The 14,755-nt window shown below is 48.1% G+C and carries 20 protein-coding genes; 7 read left to right on the top strand and 13 right to left on the bottom strand.

Annotated features, from left to right (window positions below; genetic code table 11):
* Positions 1-53: 53 nt before the first annotated feature.
* Both PLA23_RS03930 and PLA23_RS03925 read left to right on the top strand, forming a co-directional pair.
* On the top strand, positions 54-293 hold the full coding sequence (locus PLA23_RS03930) for an MTH865 family protein (RefSeq protein ID WP_324329823.1): 240 nt from the start codon (positions 54-56) through the stop codon (positions 291-293).
* Positions 294-347: 54 nt separating this feature from the next.
* Positions 348-617: a SemiSWEET family sugar transporter gene (locus PLA23_RS03925; protein ID WP_324474097.1), complete on the top strand. Its 270-nt coding sequence runs from the start codon at positions 348-350 to the stop codon at positions 615-617.
* A 40-nt stretch (positions 618-657) separates the two neighbouring features.
* On the opposite strand, the gene PLA23_RS03920 is transcribed toward PLA23_RS03925, so the two are convergent.
* Genes PLA23_RS03920 through PLA23_RS03910 form a run of 3 tightly spaced genes read right to left on the bottom strand, consistent with a single transcriptional unit; the run spans position 658 to position 3,377 of the window.
* Positions 658-1,737 (bottom strand): ABC transporter ATP-binding protein, encoded by a 1,080-nt coding sequence (locus PLA23_RS03920; protein WP_324474096.1) that lies wholly within the window; start codon positions 1,735-1,737, stop codon positions 658-660.
* Between the two features lie 7 nt (positions 1,738-1,744).
* Positions 1,745-2,431, bottom strand: coding sequence for an ABC transporter permease (locus tag PLA23_RS03915; RefSeq protein WP_324329828.1), 687 nt, complete (start codon positions 2,429-2,431; stop codon positions 1,745-1,747).
* Positions 2,432-2,471: 40 nt separating this feature from the next.
* Entirely contained in the window at positions 2,472-3,377 is a 906-nt protein-coding gene (locus PLA23_RS03910; RefSeq protein ID WP_324474093.1) for an ABC transporter substrate-binding protein, read from the bottom strand.
* Between the two features lie 178 nt (positions 3,378-3,555).
* Between PLA23_RS03910 and PLA23_RS03905 the strand changes: the two genes are divergently transcribed.
* Complete coding sequence (locus PLA23_RS03905; protein WP_324329832.1) at positions 3,556-3,729, top strand: hypothetical protein; 174 nt, start codon at positions 3,556-3,558, stop codon at positions 3,727-3,729.
* A 320-nt stretch (positions 3,730-4,049) separates the two neighbouring features.
* On the opposite strand, the gene PLA23_RS03900 is transcribed toward PLA23_RS03905, so the two are convergent.
* Genes PLA23_RS03900 through PLA23_RS03880 form a run of 5 tightly spaced genes read right to left on the bottom strand, consistent with a single transcriptional unit; the run spans position 4,050 to position 7,287 of the window.
* On the bottom strand, positions 4,050-4,460 hold the full coding sequence (locus PLA23_RS03900) for a molybdenum cofactor biosynthesis protein MoaE (protein ID WP_324329834.1): 411 nt from the start codon (positions 4,458-4,460) through the stop codon (positions 4,050-4,052).
* Positions 4,457-4,732 (bottom strand): MoaD/ThiS family protein, encoded by a 276-nt coding sequence (locus tag PLA23_RS03895; RefSeq protein WP_324329836.1) that lies wholly within the window; start codon positions 4,730-4,732, stop codon positions 4,457-4,459. The genes PLA23_RS03900 and PLA23_RS03895 overlap by 4 nt, the downstream gene beginning before the upstream one ends.
* Positions 4,729-5,475, bottom strand: a complete 747-nt coding sequence (locus PLA23_RS03890) for a HesA/MoeB/ThiF family protein (RefSeq protein WP_324474091.1) — start codon at positions 5,473-5,475, stop codon at positions 4,729-4,731. The genes PLA23_RS03895 and PLA23_RS03890 overlap by 4 nt, the downstream gene beginning before the upstream one ends.
* Positions 5,472-6,113: a TfuA-related McrA-glycine thioamidation protein gene (locus tag PLA23_RS03885; protein WP_324474089.1), complete on the bottom strand. Its 642-nt coding sequence runs from the start codon at positions 6,111-6,113 to the stop codon at positions 5,472-5,474. Before PLA23_RS03885 ends, PLA23_RS03890 begins: the two co-directional genes overlap by 4 nt.
* Positions 6,067-7,287, bottom strand: a complete 1,221-nt coding sequence (locus PLA23_RS03880; protein ID WP_324474087.1) for a YcaO-related McrA-glycine thioamidation protein — start codon at positions 7,285-7,287, stop codon at positions 6,067-6,069. Before PLA23_RS03880 ends, PLA23_RS03885 begins: the two co-directional genes overlap by 47 nt.
* 130 nt (positions 7,288-7,417) lie before the next feature.
* Between PLA23_RS03880 and PLA23_RS03875 the strand changes: the two genes are divergently transcribed.
* Complete coding sequence (locus tag PLA23_RS03875; protein WP_324330245.1) at positions 7,418-7,735, top strand: DUF2769 domain-containing protein; 318 nt, start codon at positions 7,418-7,420, stop codon at positions 7,733-7,735.
* 26 nt (positions 7,736-7,761) lie between these two features.
* On the opposite strand, the gene PLA23_RS03870 is transcribed toward PLA23_RS03875, so the two are convergent.
* Entirely contained in the window at positions 7,762-9,033 is a 1,272-nt protein-coding gene (locus tag PLA23_RS03870) for a TIGR02710 family CRISPR-associated CARF protein (protein ID WP_324474085.1), read from the bottom strand.
* A 91-nt stretch (positions 9,034-9,124) separates the two neighbouring features.
* On the opposite strand from PLA23_RS03870, the gene PLA23_RS03865 reads away from it, so the two are divergent.
* On the top strand, positions 9,125-9,679 hold the full coding sequence (locus PLA23_RS03865) for a DOMON domain-containing protein (RefSeq protein WP_324330248.1): 555 nt from the start codon (positions 9,125-9,127) through the stop codon (positions 9,677-9,679).
* Between the two features lie 29 nt (positions 9,680-9,708).
* Here PLA23_RS03865 and PLA23_RS03860 read toward each other — a convergent pair whose 3' ends face one another.
* The 4 genes from PLA23_RS03860 to PLA23_RS03845 all read right to left on the bottom strand — a co-directional run bounded on the left by PLA23_RS03860 (position 9,709) and on the right by PLA23_RS03845 (position 13,268).
* Positions 9,709-9,990: a hypothetical protein gene (locus tag PLA23_RS03860; protein ID WP_324474083.1), complete on the bottom strand. Its 282-nt coding sequence runs from the start codon at positions 9,988-9,990 to the stop codon at positions 9,709-9,711.
* 59 nt (positions 9,991-10,049) lie between these two features.
* The gene (locus tag PLA23_RS03855; RefSeq protein ID WP_324330252.1) at positions 10,050-11,084 is read right to left on the bottom strand and encodes a DUF8173 domain-containing protein; all 1,035 of its coding nucleotides are present in this window, start codon (positions 11,082-11,084) and stop codon (positions 10,050-10,052) included.
* A gap of 56 nt (positions 11,085-11,140) precedes the next feature.
* Positions 11,141-11,563, bottom strand: a complete 423-nt coding sequence (locus PLA23_RS03850) for an NUDIX domain-containing protein (RefSeq protein ID WP_324330254.1) — start codon at positions 11,561-11,563, stop codon at positions 11,141-11,143.
* Positions 11,564-11,783: 220 nt separating this feature from the next.
* Complete coding sequence (locus PLA23_RS03845; protein ID WP_324474081.1) at positions 11,784-13,268, bottom strand: helicase HerA-like domain-containing protein; 1,485 nt, start codon at positions 13,266-13,268, stop codon at positions 11,784-11,786.
* A gap of 600 nt (positions 13,269-13,868) precedes the next feature.
* On the opposite strand from PLA23_RS03845, the gene PLA23_RS03840 reads away from it, so the two are divergent.
* Complete coding sequence (locus PLA23_RS03840) at positions 13,869-14,237, top strand: tetratricopeptide repeat protein (protein ID WP_324330258.1); 369 nt, start codon at positions 13,869-13,871, stop codon at positions 14,235-14,237.
* A gap of 140 nt (positions 14,238-14,377) precedes the next feature.
* Complete coding sequence (locus tag PLA23_RS03835) at positions 14,378-14,605, top strand: hypothetical protein (protein WP_324330260.1); 228 nt, start codon at positions 14,378-14,380, stop codon at positions 14,603-14,605.
* The last annotated feature ends 150 nt before the right edge of the window (positions 14,606-14,755 follow it).

The following is a 14,755-nucleotide window of genomic DNA, read 5'->3' as shown; positions in this document are numbered from 1 at the left end:
GATGCATTTCGTAAATTATTAGTGTCTGGGTATTATAGATACCTTCTATGGGTATGCGTGATGAATTATATGCCAAATGGATTGAGGCGATGAAAGGAGTAAAATTTCCGGTTTCTTCGGTAGATGAAGTGTATGCAGGATTACCAAAAGGAGCTCAGAGTAATATTTCTGTTGGCGGAATTGTGGTCTGCAATACCGGGGATCTCTTCAGCCGCTTTATCAAACCCACGGATTTTCCGATTGAGTCTGCACACGCCCTTGCGACGATGATCCTGGATCGCGCCGGTTTATAAAGAGCCATCCCGAACTCCTTTCATCTCACCTGTGCAATACATACGGGAATGGATTTGCTGCTCTATACCGGCTATATTGGTGGGATATGTACAACAGTGGCCTTTCTTCCGCAGGTCATAAAGACTTGGAGAAGCAGATCTGCGCATGACCTCTCATGGGGCCTGTTATTCCTGCTTCTGGTCGGGGTATTCCTCTGGATGATATATGGAATCGTCAGTGCTGATATTCCGGTGATGCTCGCAAACATGATAACCGGGCTCTTGATTATCTCAATAGTCGGCATGAAATGGTGGTTTGATCACCGGTTTACCCCATCGGGATAATACCAGATACCAATCGGAACATGACCGGGACAGAGCCCCATTACGGTTCATCAGGCATGATGTGGACTGAAGGAACTTTAAATGAGAGATACACCCGGTCACCTGGCCTGAGATCAAGTTCCCGAACCGATTGCCAGGTCACTTGTGCCGAGAGGATCAGGTCTCCTGATTTCACACTGACACGGCTGATGATACCAATGGGCATGATCTTTTCAATCGTACCGGCGATGACATTTCTGGCACTCGAAAACCGGTCAGGTCCGGTATGAATGGTAATCTCCTCAGGCCTGATAGCGATTTTTACCTTTGTTCCAACAGGGAACGTCCCGATTGCATGAATCAGAGACCCGTGCGTCAGGATAACAGACAATCCCTCCTCATTCCTGATGATAGTTCCTGGTATAATATTTCCAATCCCGATAAATTTTGCCACATCAACCGAGCAGGGACGGGTGAATATGGTAAAAATTGTTCCTGACTGAACGAACCGTCCGTTCATCATGACGGCAACCCGATCCGCAAGACGTTGCCCCTGTATCATATCATGGGTCGAAAGGATTACGGTTGTATTGTACACTCTATTGTAATATCGAATCAGGTCCTCAATGACCTCAGTTGATACCGGGTCAAGATTTGCCGTCGGTTCATCAAGGATGAGCACATCAGGTCCGGTCACCATCACCCGGGCAAGTGATACCCTTTGTTTCTCACCGCCCGAAAGCGTTGTGGCGTTTCGATGTTCATATCCGGAGAGTCCGATCTCATGGAGTTTTTGCAGGACTTTTTTTCTGATCTCTTCTTTTGGTAATCCCCGATACCGGAGCCCAATTGCTATGTTATGAAACACCGAATCCTTGAATACGACCGGGTTTTGAAAGACCATGCCAATACGTCTCCGGTTTGGATCAGACGCCGGCAGACCGGTAACGGAAATCCCGTCAAGGAGCACCTCCCCTGACGTTGGTCTTTCCAACAGACCAAGGATACGAAGCAGTGTTGTCTTTCCCTGACCGGACGGGCCGATTATTGTAAATATCTCTCCCTTTTGGATCGTTTCAGAAACACCGGTTACAACCAGATTCCCGTCAAATGCTTTCGTGATATTGTGTATCTCAATCATCCGGTTCCTACCTGTTCTGCAAAAAACTCATGAAAAGATTGATAATAAGCGCAATTGCCAGGAGAATTATGCCAAGAGCAAGAGACAGGGAGAAATTTCCCATCGAGGTCTGCAGGGAGATAGCCGTCGTCAGCACCCTGGTATGCCCTTTGATGTTTCCACCGATCATGACAGCCGTTCCGACTTCTGATATGGCACGGGAGAACCCTACAATAATCGCAGCCATGATAGCAAACCGTGCCTCACGAAGATGAGTTTTTAAAAACTGCAGGTGTGACGCCCCAAGGGATCGAATGGTATCGCTAATACCGGGATCAATTCCCTGGAGTGCTGCAATGGTAAGCCCGGTCATAATCGGAATAATAAGAATTGTCTGACCAAATACCATCCCGTATGGAGTAAAGAGCCATTTTAACTCCCCAAGAGGCCCGGATCGTGAGAGAATCATATAGCACAGGAGGCCAACGATAACGGTTGGGAGTGCATACAGGGTTTGAATTATCGAGATTAATAGTCTTTTTCCGTAAAAATTCCTGAATGTAATGACAGCCCCCAGGGGTATTGCAAAGATGGCACTGATACCTACCGAAGAGGAGGTAATCTGAAGCGTTCTGATGGTAATATTCAGCACTTCAGGATCTGCGGTCAATATGAGACGAATAGCAGTCTCACAACCGGCAAGCAGATCATTCATACCAGTATTTGTCGTACAGAGTAAAAAAGTGTGAATTTTTTTAGGCCACCTTGTCGGAGGTCTCTTCCACGGTCACTCCCATGACGTCTGCACTACCCCGGCCGGGGTTAAAGTATGGTACACCGTTCTTTTCGACTCCATAGGTCGAGAGGATATCCTGGACTTCATCACTGATCATGAAATTGATCCACCGTTTTGCGATGTCGGTGTTCACATCCGGACATTTCTCCTCATTGACACGCATGACGGCATAGACATTTAAAAAGTTCTCATCATTCCCGACCAATGGAACCAGTGAAAGGTTGCTCTCATAGGTTGCCCAGGATGCTGAGTCAGTCAGGGTATATCCCTGAAGTTCCTGTGTCATGGTAAGCGTCTGTCCCATTCCTGCACCGGCTTCACGGTACCATGCTGATGCGTTGACTTCTGCATAGTCATATCCTGCCTTTTTCCACAGGAGTTTCTCACGTGAATGGGTTCCGGAATTATCTCCCCGTGATACAAACACAACACGCGGATCCGTCGCTGCTGCCTGCTTTATTGCCTTAAATGCCGCAGTTCCGTTCAGTCCGGTCACATGTGCCGGGTCTTGTTCTGGTCCGACAAGAAGAAAATAGTTGTACCCGAAGACACGGCGGTCTTTGCCATATCCCTCATCGATAAATTTGTCTTCTGCAGCACGATCATGCACCATTACAATGTCTGCGTCACAGTTCTTTGCAATCTCAAGAGCCTGCCCGGTTCCGACCGCAACATGTTCCACCGTAACACCGGTCTGCTCTTTAAATTTCTCTTCGAGAAGATCCAAAAGGTTCGTTGCATCAAGACTGGTGGTAGTTGCAATGAGAAGACGGTCTGCATTATGTTCTCCGAGCGATTCAACCTTTTCTGCCAAGGCCCCCCCAACGAGAAGTATTGTTCCAAGTACCAAAACAATGATACACATTCGAAATGAGCCATTCATCCATTCAAATGTTATTTTCCATATATATAAAATTATTTAATTTGTGATATGAGTTAAACACTTATTAATCACCTCCCCTCTGGACACGGGATACGAATCCTGTCGCTGTCATGTAAGGAATTAAGCGGTTTTATTATGGGTTCTAAAGACGATATCTGGTATGGACGCAAAGACTTCGAACATCATCACCATGATCGCCGGTGTTATCTTCATCGGGCTGGGTATAAACAATATCATACAGGGAACACAGTGGTGGAATTACATCACCTTTTGTATCGGTATAATTATTGTTGCTCTTGGTGCATACGGATATAAGACTGGAAAACGGTTTTAATTTTTGTCATATACTCTTTCCCGTTCGTATCATCCCTCACGGGCATCCATCTCCAGAGCGGAATACCTTGCACTACCACCTTCAGATCCCCTTCTCTCCGTTGCGATATCCTGTATGGTGTTGTTTGGTTCGCAATAGATGATTCAGCACCTGAATGGAAGTGACGTCGATAGTGCACCCATATCATGATGCAGTATCAGATTCTCATTGATATGATTCTTCGAACCCCCATCGAACAGAAAAGAACACCCCATCTGAATGTCGCTTATCCGGAATGGAAAGCCCGTCTCATATCCTCTGTACATGATAGATCGAATGATTCATTGGTCATTTTTTTCATGAAAATGCCATTTTTCCTGCCCGTTTGCAATATCTTTCTTCCAGATCGGGACATACTCCTTGATCTGTTCAAGAATCCATGAGCAGGCTGAAAACGCCTCCTGACGGTGAGAAGCTCCAACCACAATAACCAGTATGGTATCAGTCAGCTGCATCCGTCCGACACGATGAACGATATCAACCGTATTGAGGTGATACTCACGAGTCGCCTGCAAAGCGATCCGGTGTAAATCTGATACCGCCACCTCTTCGCAGACCTCAAGGTCGAGTGCCTCAATCCCGTCATCCCTGACCGTTCCGATAAAGGTGACAATACCTCCGGTCTCTGGAATCTTCGCTGCCTCAATAAACCGGGCAGGATCGATCGGATCTCTGGTAATTGCTATCATCATCCTCCTGAAACCGGCGGGAAGAGTATGATCAGATCTCCATCAGCAAGGGGCACGGCCTCTGCTTCCATTGGAGAGATCCGTTCATCCCGGTACATGATCATAACATAACTCCTGATATTGCATGCATTATCAATGAGAAGGTCTGCATCAGGCCCGTTCCCGGCAAGAGCCCGGATCGCATCCCTGATGGTTGCCCCTTCCTCAAGGGATATCTCCCGTTCCTCCCCAAATGCATCCCGAAATCGTGCATAACAGCGAATGGTAATCTTCATGACATACCTCCCTTCAGTCTACAGACCGGGCAGTTCTTTCGTCTCCCAAATTTCACATACTCACCCCGTCCGGACAGTCCGTCCCAGAGAAACAGCCTGCCGGTCATCATCGTCCCCTTTCCGGTCAGATACTTGATCGCCTCCATCGCCTGCATCGATCCGATAACCCCTGCAGTGGCCCCGATAACCGGGACCTTTTCAGATAGCGGGGCAGAAGGAATAAGGCAGGAGAGACAGGGCGAATGGCCGGGGATGATGCTGGTCAGTTGTCCGGAAAAACCCTCAATTGCCCCGTGAATAAAGGGAATATCCGCATTCCACGCTGCCTCATGAAGAATAAACCTGCTCTCATAATTATCAAGGGCATCAATGACCACATCCGCATCCCTCACCAGTTCCCCGGCACTCTGCTCGTCTATCCGTCTGGGATAGGAGATAACGGATAACTCCGGTGCCAACCCGTGAAGGGTGGTCTGTGCAGAATACACCTTTTGCAGACCGACTGAAGATGCTGCATGAAGAAACTGGCGATTCAGGTTTGACTCCGAAATCCGGTCATCATCAACAATAATCAGCTCTCCGGTACCGGCAAGTGCAAGGTACGTTGCCGCAGGTGATCCAAGACCTCCTGCACCGGCGATAAGAACGGTGGCCTCCTCAAGATTTTTCTGCCCCTCCGCCCCTATAAGAGGAATCTGCCGCTCAAACCGCCTGGATGGATTGAATGTCTTCTCTGCTATCATGAGCAAAACCGATCTCTGATAAAGGTAAGTGCCGCGATGGCATCCTCCCGCTTTTGATCGATACGATGCTGCACAATCCAATTGAGTATCGCCTGGGTTCGTTCAGGGTCAAAATTACACGATTTTACAATTCGTGACCACGAACGGTCAGGGTACCACAGGGATCGTCCGGTATTTATGATCAGGTCTGCTTCATCTTTCGTAAAAAACCCTGTCTCAATCCCATGACGGAGAGTAACCCTGATATTGACGAGTGCCTCTGATAAGGCCATATGGGTGACCGGATCACACATAAGAGCCACCTCATCATCAGATTCTACCTCTCCATCCCGGTACATCCTGAATACCTCACCAATGCCGATCATCCCAAAGGGTTCCAGTTCCGCAGCCCGCAATGCCCCCATACTTGAGGCACCAACAACAACAATCCCGTTTTTTATCACTTCAAGTACCTCCCGGTGACCGACTGCCGCATCCTCAAAGAAGACACCGTCGATGATCCCGACAACCCGGGGATGTACCCTGATGACGTCGGGGAGATCAACCCGTCTGACCGGGGGCCGGTACTGTGCAGACAGGATTTTTACGGCATCAGGAACCGGCAGGCTTGGTCCCAGGAATATAATGACGTCGTGCACGGCGGCATCGCTCTCCGATTCGTTCGGGGTCCATGGCATAATGTTCAAGTCCTGGCACAATCACCCTGACGACCGGCACACCGATCTCAGGTCTGGTCAGATCTGAAACAATGACCCGGTCAAGTCCTGCTGCCTTCAGACGGTCCAGAACAATATGGATGTCATCAAGGAAATCATCGGTGTGATACGAAGCCATCTCCGCATAGGATATCTCCGGTTCACGGGTAAACCACTTTTTGTTCAGTCGTTTTGCCCGGTCATAGCCGACCCGTGAGAGGAAATGGGTTGACTGGGTATCCTCACGTGCTCCGTGAATCTGGGTTGCCCTGCTTTGTGCAACCTCGGTCAGTGCCCGAAGGATCGCTATCTCACGACAGAGATGGGACCCCATCCCGATACACAGCAGCGTCGGGTCGCGGAGTTGGAGATCATCAGATACCGCCGCGACCGTGGGAACTCCGAGGTCACTCGTTATATCGCGCAGAATGACATCCACCCCGGCCCGCTCAAACTTTTCAAGCAGTTCCTTTGCAACCGGATAGGTAACATCAGTAATCACCGGCCCGGCATGGTTTGATGCTTCAACAAGGGACCAGGCATCCCGCTCTATCAGTTCACACAGGCTGTGAAAGACCGCTTCTTCATAGGTATTCCCTGATGCGATTCCGTTTGTACTGGTCCTGAATAATTTTCCCATGATCCGGGGCACCGGATGAAAGACTGCATGGGCAGGAACCCAGACCTCCTCATTTCGCATGATATCATACCCCGGATACCAGGGGATGGGCCACTCCGGTTCTGCATGGTCCGGAAGAATGAGCGATTCAGGACGGATTGCATTCTTTTCAGCCCGGATCTGATCATACGTCATCGTCGGCATGGTCCGGTCATGCACCTCCGCAGAATACCGCTCAAGCCCCTCCATGATCGCAGAAACCCGTGCGGCAATCGGCGTTGCCCCTTTTCCGTTGTACACAGTAATCGCCCCTTCGGCTGCAACTGGCCTGATACAGGAGAAGACAGGAATTCCAATCCGGTCAAGACCGGTGATATCTGCAACCCTGGTTATGCCGGCAGGGCCGGTACGCGTATGAATTGCCTGATAGGTCTCTTCAGGAGATCTGGTCCGGTGAGTCTCCTGCTGATAGAGTTTTTTGCAGGAAGAGAGTATCATGTGCTCATATAGGTATAGGACGGGATCTTAAAGAGTTCCATGGTTGCCGGATCAGGGGGCTGATTCTGATGCAGATTTAAATGGACAGATTTATACGAATGAAATCATAACACTCAAACGAGGGATCTCGATGGACACATTCACCACCTTTGTCCGGGATTTGAAGAAACTTCCGGCAGAAGAAAAGGAAAAGATCATTGAGGAAAAAAAGACAAAATGCATCTGTCCTACCTGTCCAAGTTACAACAAATGCGCAATTGTGGAGCGCGAAAAACTCTTCTGTATGATTGGTCAGAGTTTCCTGTGTATCTCTTTTGAAGAGGGATGTAAATGCAAGGAATGTCCGATTTCAAAAGAGTATGGTCTCGAATATAAGTACTACTGTACCCGCGGGGATGAAAAAGGCCAGCGCTACTTAAACTCGGTCTGGGGTTCAACCCTGGAATAACCCTTTCTCTCTCCTTGTACTCCGGTTTATTGTTCCAGCTGATGATTTTCCAGGATGGGAAATTCTGAAGATCGGAAGAGTTCTTCCAAATCCTCACCTGATCCGGTACATGCTTCGGTAATCACGGTTCTGACCTCCGTCCACATCTTCTGTGCAACCTCACCAGGCACCGGCGTCAGACCATGAGCAAGTATTGAATCATTTCTGATCATGATATACTCCTGCAGGGCTGCATACCATCGATCAGCCCCTCTCATGCCCAGGTCTTCAAGCAGGAGGTATTTATTCCGAAGGCCAATCCTGATAATACCGTCCCGGTCAGCCTTTCTGGCATACGTCGATATATCCTGTTTCCGGAGCAGTTTTTTCAGGTCGGCAAATCTGATCTTCTCCTCATTGTCATCGATCCCGTACCTGAGCAGAAGAACCTGCGAGATAAGTTCTACAACCCGGTACAGCCTGGCAAGTGCATCATCATACCGCTCCCCGTCAATTCGCCGTTTCGCGTTATGGAGGAGATCCAAAAGCATATACATATACTTTTGCTGTCGTACCCTGAGACGTTCCTTCCGGTTTAATATGGTATCATCCATCTGGTCAAGTTCAAGAAGCCGTTTGAGGAACCTGCGATTGAGCGGGATCAGAAGATCAAGGTCAGGAACATGTTCAAGATACTGGTAGGCCTTTTTATAATCCATCTTGTCCCAGTGCCAGTAGGCGTTGAACAAGGTATAGTATATATCACGTTCGGGAAGACTGGTAATCCCTTCGAGAAGTCTGAGAGAACTTCCAAAATGGTTATGATTAAAGGCATAAATGGCCCTGTGCAGCTGGAGCCGGTCGTACGCAGCATACAGGACCATCTCCCGTATCCGTTCCGTCCCCGGGATGATCATCCCGCCTGATTTCTCCCCGGTTACATGGGATACCGGATTTCTGGTCAGGAACGAAACGATTTCTGCGGCCATTATCATCTCCCTGGTTCCGGATGATGCCTCAATGACAACCTCTTCGTCATGATAGAGAAAAGCAACCCCATAGAGCAGTTCAAAACATCCGGTAAAGTCATTGGGATCGGGGATCATGCATACTGAATAGGGAGGTGGATCTCGCTGATACTGATCCAAAAGAGCCGCATGCACCGGTTCGATGACATGTTTACTCTCTTCTGAACAGAAATATATAATCTGACCTGGCCGGTATGAATAGATTGCAAAGCTGCATGATCTGACCAGCCGGGAGAGCGCATCCTCGTCACTCGTACCAATACCGGTTCCGAGTGTCATGAGAAGAAGCATAGGAGTTATTTCAGCATAATGCTGATATCTTTCTTCTGATCTGTTTCTGTTCTCCAAAGAGTTTTATCCGAGAAGTGATCCATGAAAGAGTATGAATAGCCATACCCCGATTGCATCACTCCTGATCATGGTATGCATGATCCTTGGATCATCTGCTGCAGATGTGGAGCTGAACGGCGTAATCGGTGATACCGAGTATGACCATAACGCGTCATTTGACAATGGAAACTACCAGATCTTCTGGACGATTGATAATGATATCATCTATATCGGCCTTTTGGGCAAAACCACCGGCTGGGTCGGGATCGGGCTGAAGCCATCACAGATGATGAAGGATGCAGACATCATCCTTGCAGGTGTGGCCGATGGCACGGTATACTGGGCCGATTCCTTCTCAACCGGTAATTTCGGGCCGCATCCGCCTGATACCGATCTTGGCGGGACCGATGACATCATGAATCTCTCGGCCACCGAGGCATTGGGGGTGACAACGGTTGAGTTTGCACGAAAACTGAACACCGGTGATGCCTACGATGCTGTCCTTACTGCTAAAGAAGAGGTACCATTCATCTGGGCCATGGCAACGGACGACGATCCGCAGTTCAAACATAACACCCCGAAAGGAAAGGGGACAATTACTCTGTAACCCCGCTCCTCTCTTTCTCTTTCTCCTCTTCATTCTTCATTCTTCAGGTAATCCACAAATGCTGCTATAAATGAGAAAATAAGCAGCGTCATGCCCATAAGACTCATCATCTGCCATGTTCCGGTCATCTTCGGCCCATGAGTCAGCAGATTCATCCCATAACTGATAATCCAGAACACGAGGCTGATATCCAGAAGCAGCAGGTACCAAAGCCGCGGCTTTCCGGTTACGATGTGCACAAGAATGCTGGCATTGAGTATGATCACACTCAGTACCAGTAATCCTGCTTCTGCTCCCAGTTCTTCAGACATATGGTCCTCAGGATGAGGATATCGTGTTTTGAATACTTGAAATGACCGGTCAAAAAAGATTAGAGCCCGGTTTCGGCATATGCCTTATAACAGGTGAGGACCATCATGCCAAATCCCAGAACTATTGCAAGGATCCAGATAAAAAATCCGATGAAGGGTATGAAAAACAGGGCATTTAATATGACAAACCCGACAAGGAATCCCCAGAGCGGGCTGACGTTTTTCTTTGCAAGCTGCTGGATCCATTCCCCTACGAGGGCTCCGGAGAGGATATTTGCCAGCAACAGTCCGATGAGTATCAGGAGAAATAAAAGGATTGCAAGCGGGATACCGATGATGGTTATCAGAAGGATAATACAGAGGATACAACCGATTACAAGACCTGCGATTCCGGCAACGAATGACAACAGTGTCTTTTCTGTACCGGTTTTTACAAGAGCTGCATGGAATGCAGGACAGAGTTTTACAAAGATGATTCCCAGAATTAAAAACCCGAAGAACGAGAGGATCCTGACCATTGAGATAAATGCCCCGATCATATCACCAATCTTCTTCATCTGCAACCCGGTATCCCCGGATGTTCCCTCTTCAACGGTCAGGTTTCCAAGAATGGTTGCCTGGGTGGTATAACCGGATGCACTGATCATCGCATCCTTTCTGATCACCGTATTCTTTGAAAGGACAACGGTTCCACCTGATGCAGCGATATTTTCTGCATTTCCTGACATGGTAACCGATCCACCGATTGCCATAATCTTCCCGCCGATATCACCATTGATATCGATGTTACCGCCTGCAACGAGGAGATCAGTCCCGACCGGAGCGTTTACCTGAATGGTTCCTCCGACTGCGATAAGGTTCTTCTCGACCGGTTCATTGACGATAAGGGTCCCTCCAAACCAGGTAATACTCTTTACCGGAGCATTTATGATCAAAGAGCCGCCCGATGCAATGAGATCATCATCAACCGGTTCGTTAATTACAATATTATCCCCTGATCTGGTGTCAAATGCCATGACCGGGGATGTGAAAAGCCCTGATGAGATAATGAGGGCAATCAGAATCAGGATTGTTCGTGTCATTCTCTCGTTCATGTGCATACCTCTTATTTTCACTATAAGTAGGTGAATACATAATAGTATCTGTATGGTTATTCCTTCCCGGATAGACCGGCACTCATGTACATGGAGAAGTATTCAGCAAACCAGTCTGCCTTGTCAAGTGCCGTGATCTCGGGAAGACTGGCCCACCGGTATTCGCTGTGCTCAGGACTTATGGAAAGCCCGCCGGAGAGGATAGTGCCGATCATGACCAGATTCACGACCCGGTATTCCTCAGTCTCCTGCATGGCGGTTCCTGCAGCGGTGTGAATCGCAACGGTAAACCCTGTTTCCTCACGAATCTCGCGTTTTAATGCCTCATCAAATGCTTCACCAGCATCAATCTTTCCTCCAGGCAGTTCCCACTTTGATGGATTTGTCTTTGATTGCGCATTTCGTTTCAGCACCAGGATGTGACCATGCTGATCAAACAGGATAAGCCTCATACAAAGAGCAAATGGCTTGAGCGTCATATATGAAGGTCTACCTTGATCTTCAAAAGAGTTCGGAAGGGAAGATCGGGCTATCAGAAAAAACGAAAGAATCTGCAAAAAGAGAGAGATCTCTTTATATCCCACTCATGCTGATGTATCCGGACCAGGAGAGCGACTCATGCGATTCGCACACGGTTGCACAGGAGGCTCTCGCAGAACGTGTGTCAGATCAAGTCCGGATAGTTCCAAAGGAGGATTATTATTTTTTCTTCAGCCAGGACCCGAGCATTCCTCTGACAATCTCCTTTCCTATCTGTGTCCCGATATTGGTTGCAGTCCTGACGGCAATGGTGCCCACGACATCCCCGACATCCTTTTGTGCTCGTCGTCTGGTCGGCGTCGATGGTGATCTCGGTATGGACACAGGTGTTGTGCGGGCCGGGGCTGTCTTTTGTACCTCAACCTCTTTGTGCCGGTTTTGTAACTCTTCGGCTGCAGAATGCCGGTTTATCATCTGTTCATATCTTCCAACCAGGGGGGAGGATCGTATCTCTGCCTGGATTTCTCCTGCCTGCAGGGGGAGAAGACTGCTCTTTGGCGGGTAGATAAAGGCACGGTCTACCGGAGTTGGAACGCCGCCGTGATCAAGCACTGATACGAGTGCTTCTCCAATCCCCAGTTCTCCAATTACCTTTTCCGCGTCTATCTTTGGATTCTGCCTGAATGATTTTGCGGCGGTCTTTACCGCTCTCATCTCCCGTGGTGTTGTCGCCCGGAGAGCATGCTGCATACGGTTTCCAAGTTGTCCCAGCACATCTTCCGGAATATCACCCGGATTCTGGGTTATAAAGTATACCCCGACACCTTTGGATCTGATAAGACGGACGATCTGGACAATCTTCTCTTCCAGTGCTTTTGGTGTATCGGAAAAGAGCAGGTGCGCCTCATCAAAGAAGAGGAGGAACTTCGGCTTTTCCAGGTCACCTACTTCAGGCAGCATCTCATATAACTCGGATAACAGCCAGAGGAGGAAGGTGGAATAGATTTTTGGGGCTTTCATCAGGGCAGCTGCAGAGAGGAGACTTATGACCCCTTTTCCATTCTGAACCTGCATAATATCCTCAATAAGAAGCGAAGGCTCACCAAAGAACACGTCTCCGCCCTGCTCTTCGAGCGTTAACACAGCCCGCTGGATGGCACCAAGTGATGCAGGGGTCATGTTACCGTATTTGCCCTTTATCTCCGCAGTATTCTCAAGCGCATAGGTGATAAGAGCAATCAGGTCTGCAATATCAATGAGAAGCAGCCGGTTATCATCCGCATACCGGAACAGCATGGACAGAATACCGGCCTGTGTGTCATTGAGTCCGAGGATTCGTGACAGCAGAAGCGGCCCCATCTCTGATATGGTGGTCCGGACAGGATGCCCCTCTTTCCCGTAGAGATCCCAGAACCTGACCGGATATCCTTCATACGGGAGTTGAGAAAGACCGAGGAGTGCAGCACGTTCTTCTATCTTTTTATTCCCGCCTCCCGGTCTGCACAGTCCTGACAGGTCTCCTTTTATGTCAGGCACAAACACCGGGACCCCCATGGAACTGAACTGTTCGATCAGGACCCTGAGTGTCACGGTCTTTCCAGTACCGGTTGATCCGGCTATCAGACCATGACGGTTTGCCATGGATGGTTCGATACAGATGTCAGTCTCACCTTTTGCTATGGGAGATAGAACAGAAGCTGCCATATGAGAGTAATTAGTGGTTTGAACCTGATATGTGTTTATCTGAATGAGAAGATCACAGGGGCACCTCCCAACCGGCTATCCCCTGGCATTTTGTCTGGTTTCAGGAGGATGATATCCGGGTCTCCTCTGTCATATGCCCTGATGAGATACCAGTCTTCAGGGCAGATTGTGATCCTTTTTAGGAGATTGTAATCATTCGTTCCCTCTTTATTCTATACGTGATGACACAACAGAGTTGTCAGGCAATGCGCACGTTTGATATCTGACCACCTGGATGGCAGAGCAGGATCGGTATTGTAAACCGATCAGTATCGAAGTCCCTTAATTATCCTCTGTTCCCGGAATCTGGTCTTTCCTGAATGCATGGCAGAAGTGAATTGCACCAGCGGGTGGCATATGTGCCTTCCAGAACTGATTGGCAAATTCTTAACATATTCCGGGTTGTATTAGAAAATACCCCTGTATTACAGGATTCCATAGCCGAATATCCCCGTGATCTCCAATACCGAAAAGGACATTCCGATGGAATTGTGTCTGGTATATATTGATCCCGGATAATACGGGGGAGAGTCAGGATTTCGTCAGTAGGAGGGAATAGATATGGGAATTGATATTGTGACTGTTTCGGCCCCCATTCAGTCCACATTAAACCCGGCAGTTGAATGCTGCCTGCGGGAGGCAAGTAACTGCATGATGGCAGGTGATTATACCGAATCACTCAGGCTATACGACAAAGTGATTGATGCTGAACCCCATAATTCAAATGCATTTCTGAATAAAGGGAATGTACTCGATATCCTTGGGAATTATTCAGATGCCCTGAAATGCTATAACGCTGCAATCGAGTGTGATCCCTATAATGCCGAAGCATGGTATAACCGTGGTGTCACCAAAAAAAAGACCGGTGAAGTCGAAGAAGGGCTTTTGGATATCAGGAAGGGAATCTCACTCTCCATAGGTGAGATTTAATATCCAGTAATTTTTATTTTCGGTTTTTGTTATCAGATCCTTCTCCCTGGTCGCAGATGTGAATGTTTTTTTCATCGAGGTTTGCGTATAGCAAGACATATGATTCTGCTCTATCACATATAAAGGGAGAGAGAATACGAATGGTGATTGAGATTCGGTATGTATATGATCAGAACGGGAATAGAACTGATGTTATTATCCCAATATCTGTCTGGGGTGAAGATATTGAGGAGATGATTCGGGGTAAAATCAAGAAAAAAAAAGAGTTTGATCCGGCAGATTATATTGGGATTATTCATTATTCCGGAACACCAGAGGATCTTGATCAGGAGATACGACATATGAGAGAGGAATGGGACAGAATATGAGATATCTCATCGATTCCAATATTCTCATATACTTTATCACCGGGTCTGCACCTGATAATGTGCTTAGAACCATTCGAAACATACTGGTCTCTTCATTTTATATATCAATAATCAGCAGGATTGAGGTGCTCGGATGGAATAAACATACCG

This window comes from Methanospirillum sp. (assembly GCF_035406105.1).
Classification (GTDB): Archaea; Halobacteriota; Methanomicrobia; order Methanomicrobiales; family Methanospirillaceae; genus Methanospirillum.
Note: the sequence above shows the minus strand (reverse complement) of the source record. Positions and strands in the feature narration are given on the sequence as shown.

Coding starts and splice junctions, on each gene's coding strand:
- PLA23_RS03930 (WP_324329823.1), top strand. CDS start 54: ATGCGTGATGAATTATATGCCAAATGGATTGAGGCGATGAAAGGAGTA.
- PLA23_RS03920 (WP_324474096.1), bottom strand. CDS start 1,737: ATGATTGAGATACACAATATCACGAAAGCATTTGACGGGAATCTGGTT.
- PLA23_RS03915 (WP_324329828.1), bottom strand. CDS start 2,431: ATGAATGATCTGCTTGCCGGTTGTGAGACTGCTATTCGTCTCATATTG.
- PLA23_RS03910 (WP_324474093.1), bottom strand. CDS start 3,377: ATGTGTATCATTGTTTTGGTACTTGGAACAATACTTCTCGTTGGGGGG.
- PLA23_RS03905 (WP_324329832.1), top strand. CDS start 3,556: ATGGACGCAAAGACTTCGAACATCATCACCATGATCGCCGGTGTTATC.
- PLA23_RS03900 (WP_324329834.1), bottom strand. CDS start 4,460: ATGATGATAGCAATTACCAGAGATCCGATCGATCCTGCCCGGTTTATT.
- PLA23_RS03895 (WP_324329836.1), bottom strand. CDS start 4,732: ATGAAGATTACCATTCGCTGTTATGCACGATTTCGGGATGCATTTGGG.
- PLA23_RS03890 (WP_324474091.1), bottom strand. CDS start 5,475: ATGATAGCAGAGAAGACATTCAATCCATCCAGGCGGTTTGAGCGGCAG.
- PLA23_RS03880 (WP_324474087.1), bottom strand. CDS start 7,287: ATGATACTCTCTTCCTGCAAAAAACTCTATCAGCAGGAGACTCACCGG.
- PLA23_RS03875 (WP_324330245.1), top strand. CDS start 7,418: ATGGACACATTCACCACCTTTGTCCGGGATTTGAAGAAACTTCCGGCA.
- PLA23_RS03870 (WP_324474085.1), bottom strand. CDS start 9,033: ATGCTTCTTCTCATGACACTCGGAACCGGTATTGGTACGAGTGACGAG.
- PLA23_RS03865 (WP_324330248.1), top strand. CDS start 9,125: ATGAATAGCCATACCCCGATTGCATCACTCCTGATCATGGTATGCATG.
- PLA23_RS03860 (WP_324474083.1), bottom strand. CDS start 9,990: ATGTCTGAAGAACTGGGAGCAGAAGCAGGATTACTGGTACTGAGTGTG.
- PLA23_RS03855 (WP_324330252.1), bottom strand. CDS start 11,084: ATGAACGAGAGAATGACACGAACAATCCTGATTCTGATTGCCCTCATT.
- PLA23_RS03850 (WP_324330254.1), bottom strand. CDS start 11,563: ATGACGCTCAAGCCATTTGCTCTTTGTATGAGGCTTATCCTGTTTGAT.
- PLA23_RS03845 (WP_324474081.1), bottom strand. CDS start 13,268: ATGGCAGCTTCTGTTCTATCTCCCATAGCAAAAGGTGAGACTGACATC.
- PLA23_RS03840 (WP_324330258.1), top strand. CDS start 13,869: ATGGGAATTGATATTGTGACTGTTTCGGCCCCCATTCAGTCCACATTA.
- PLA23_RS03835 (WP_324330260.1), top strand. CDS start 14,378: ATGGTGATTGAGATTCGGTATGTATATGATCAGAACGGGAATAGAACT.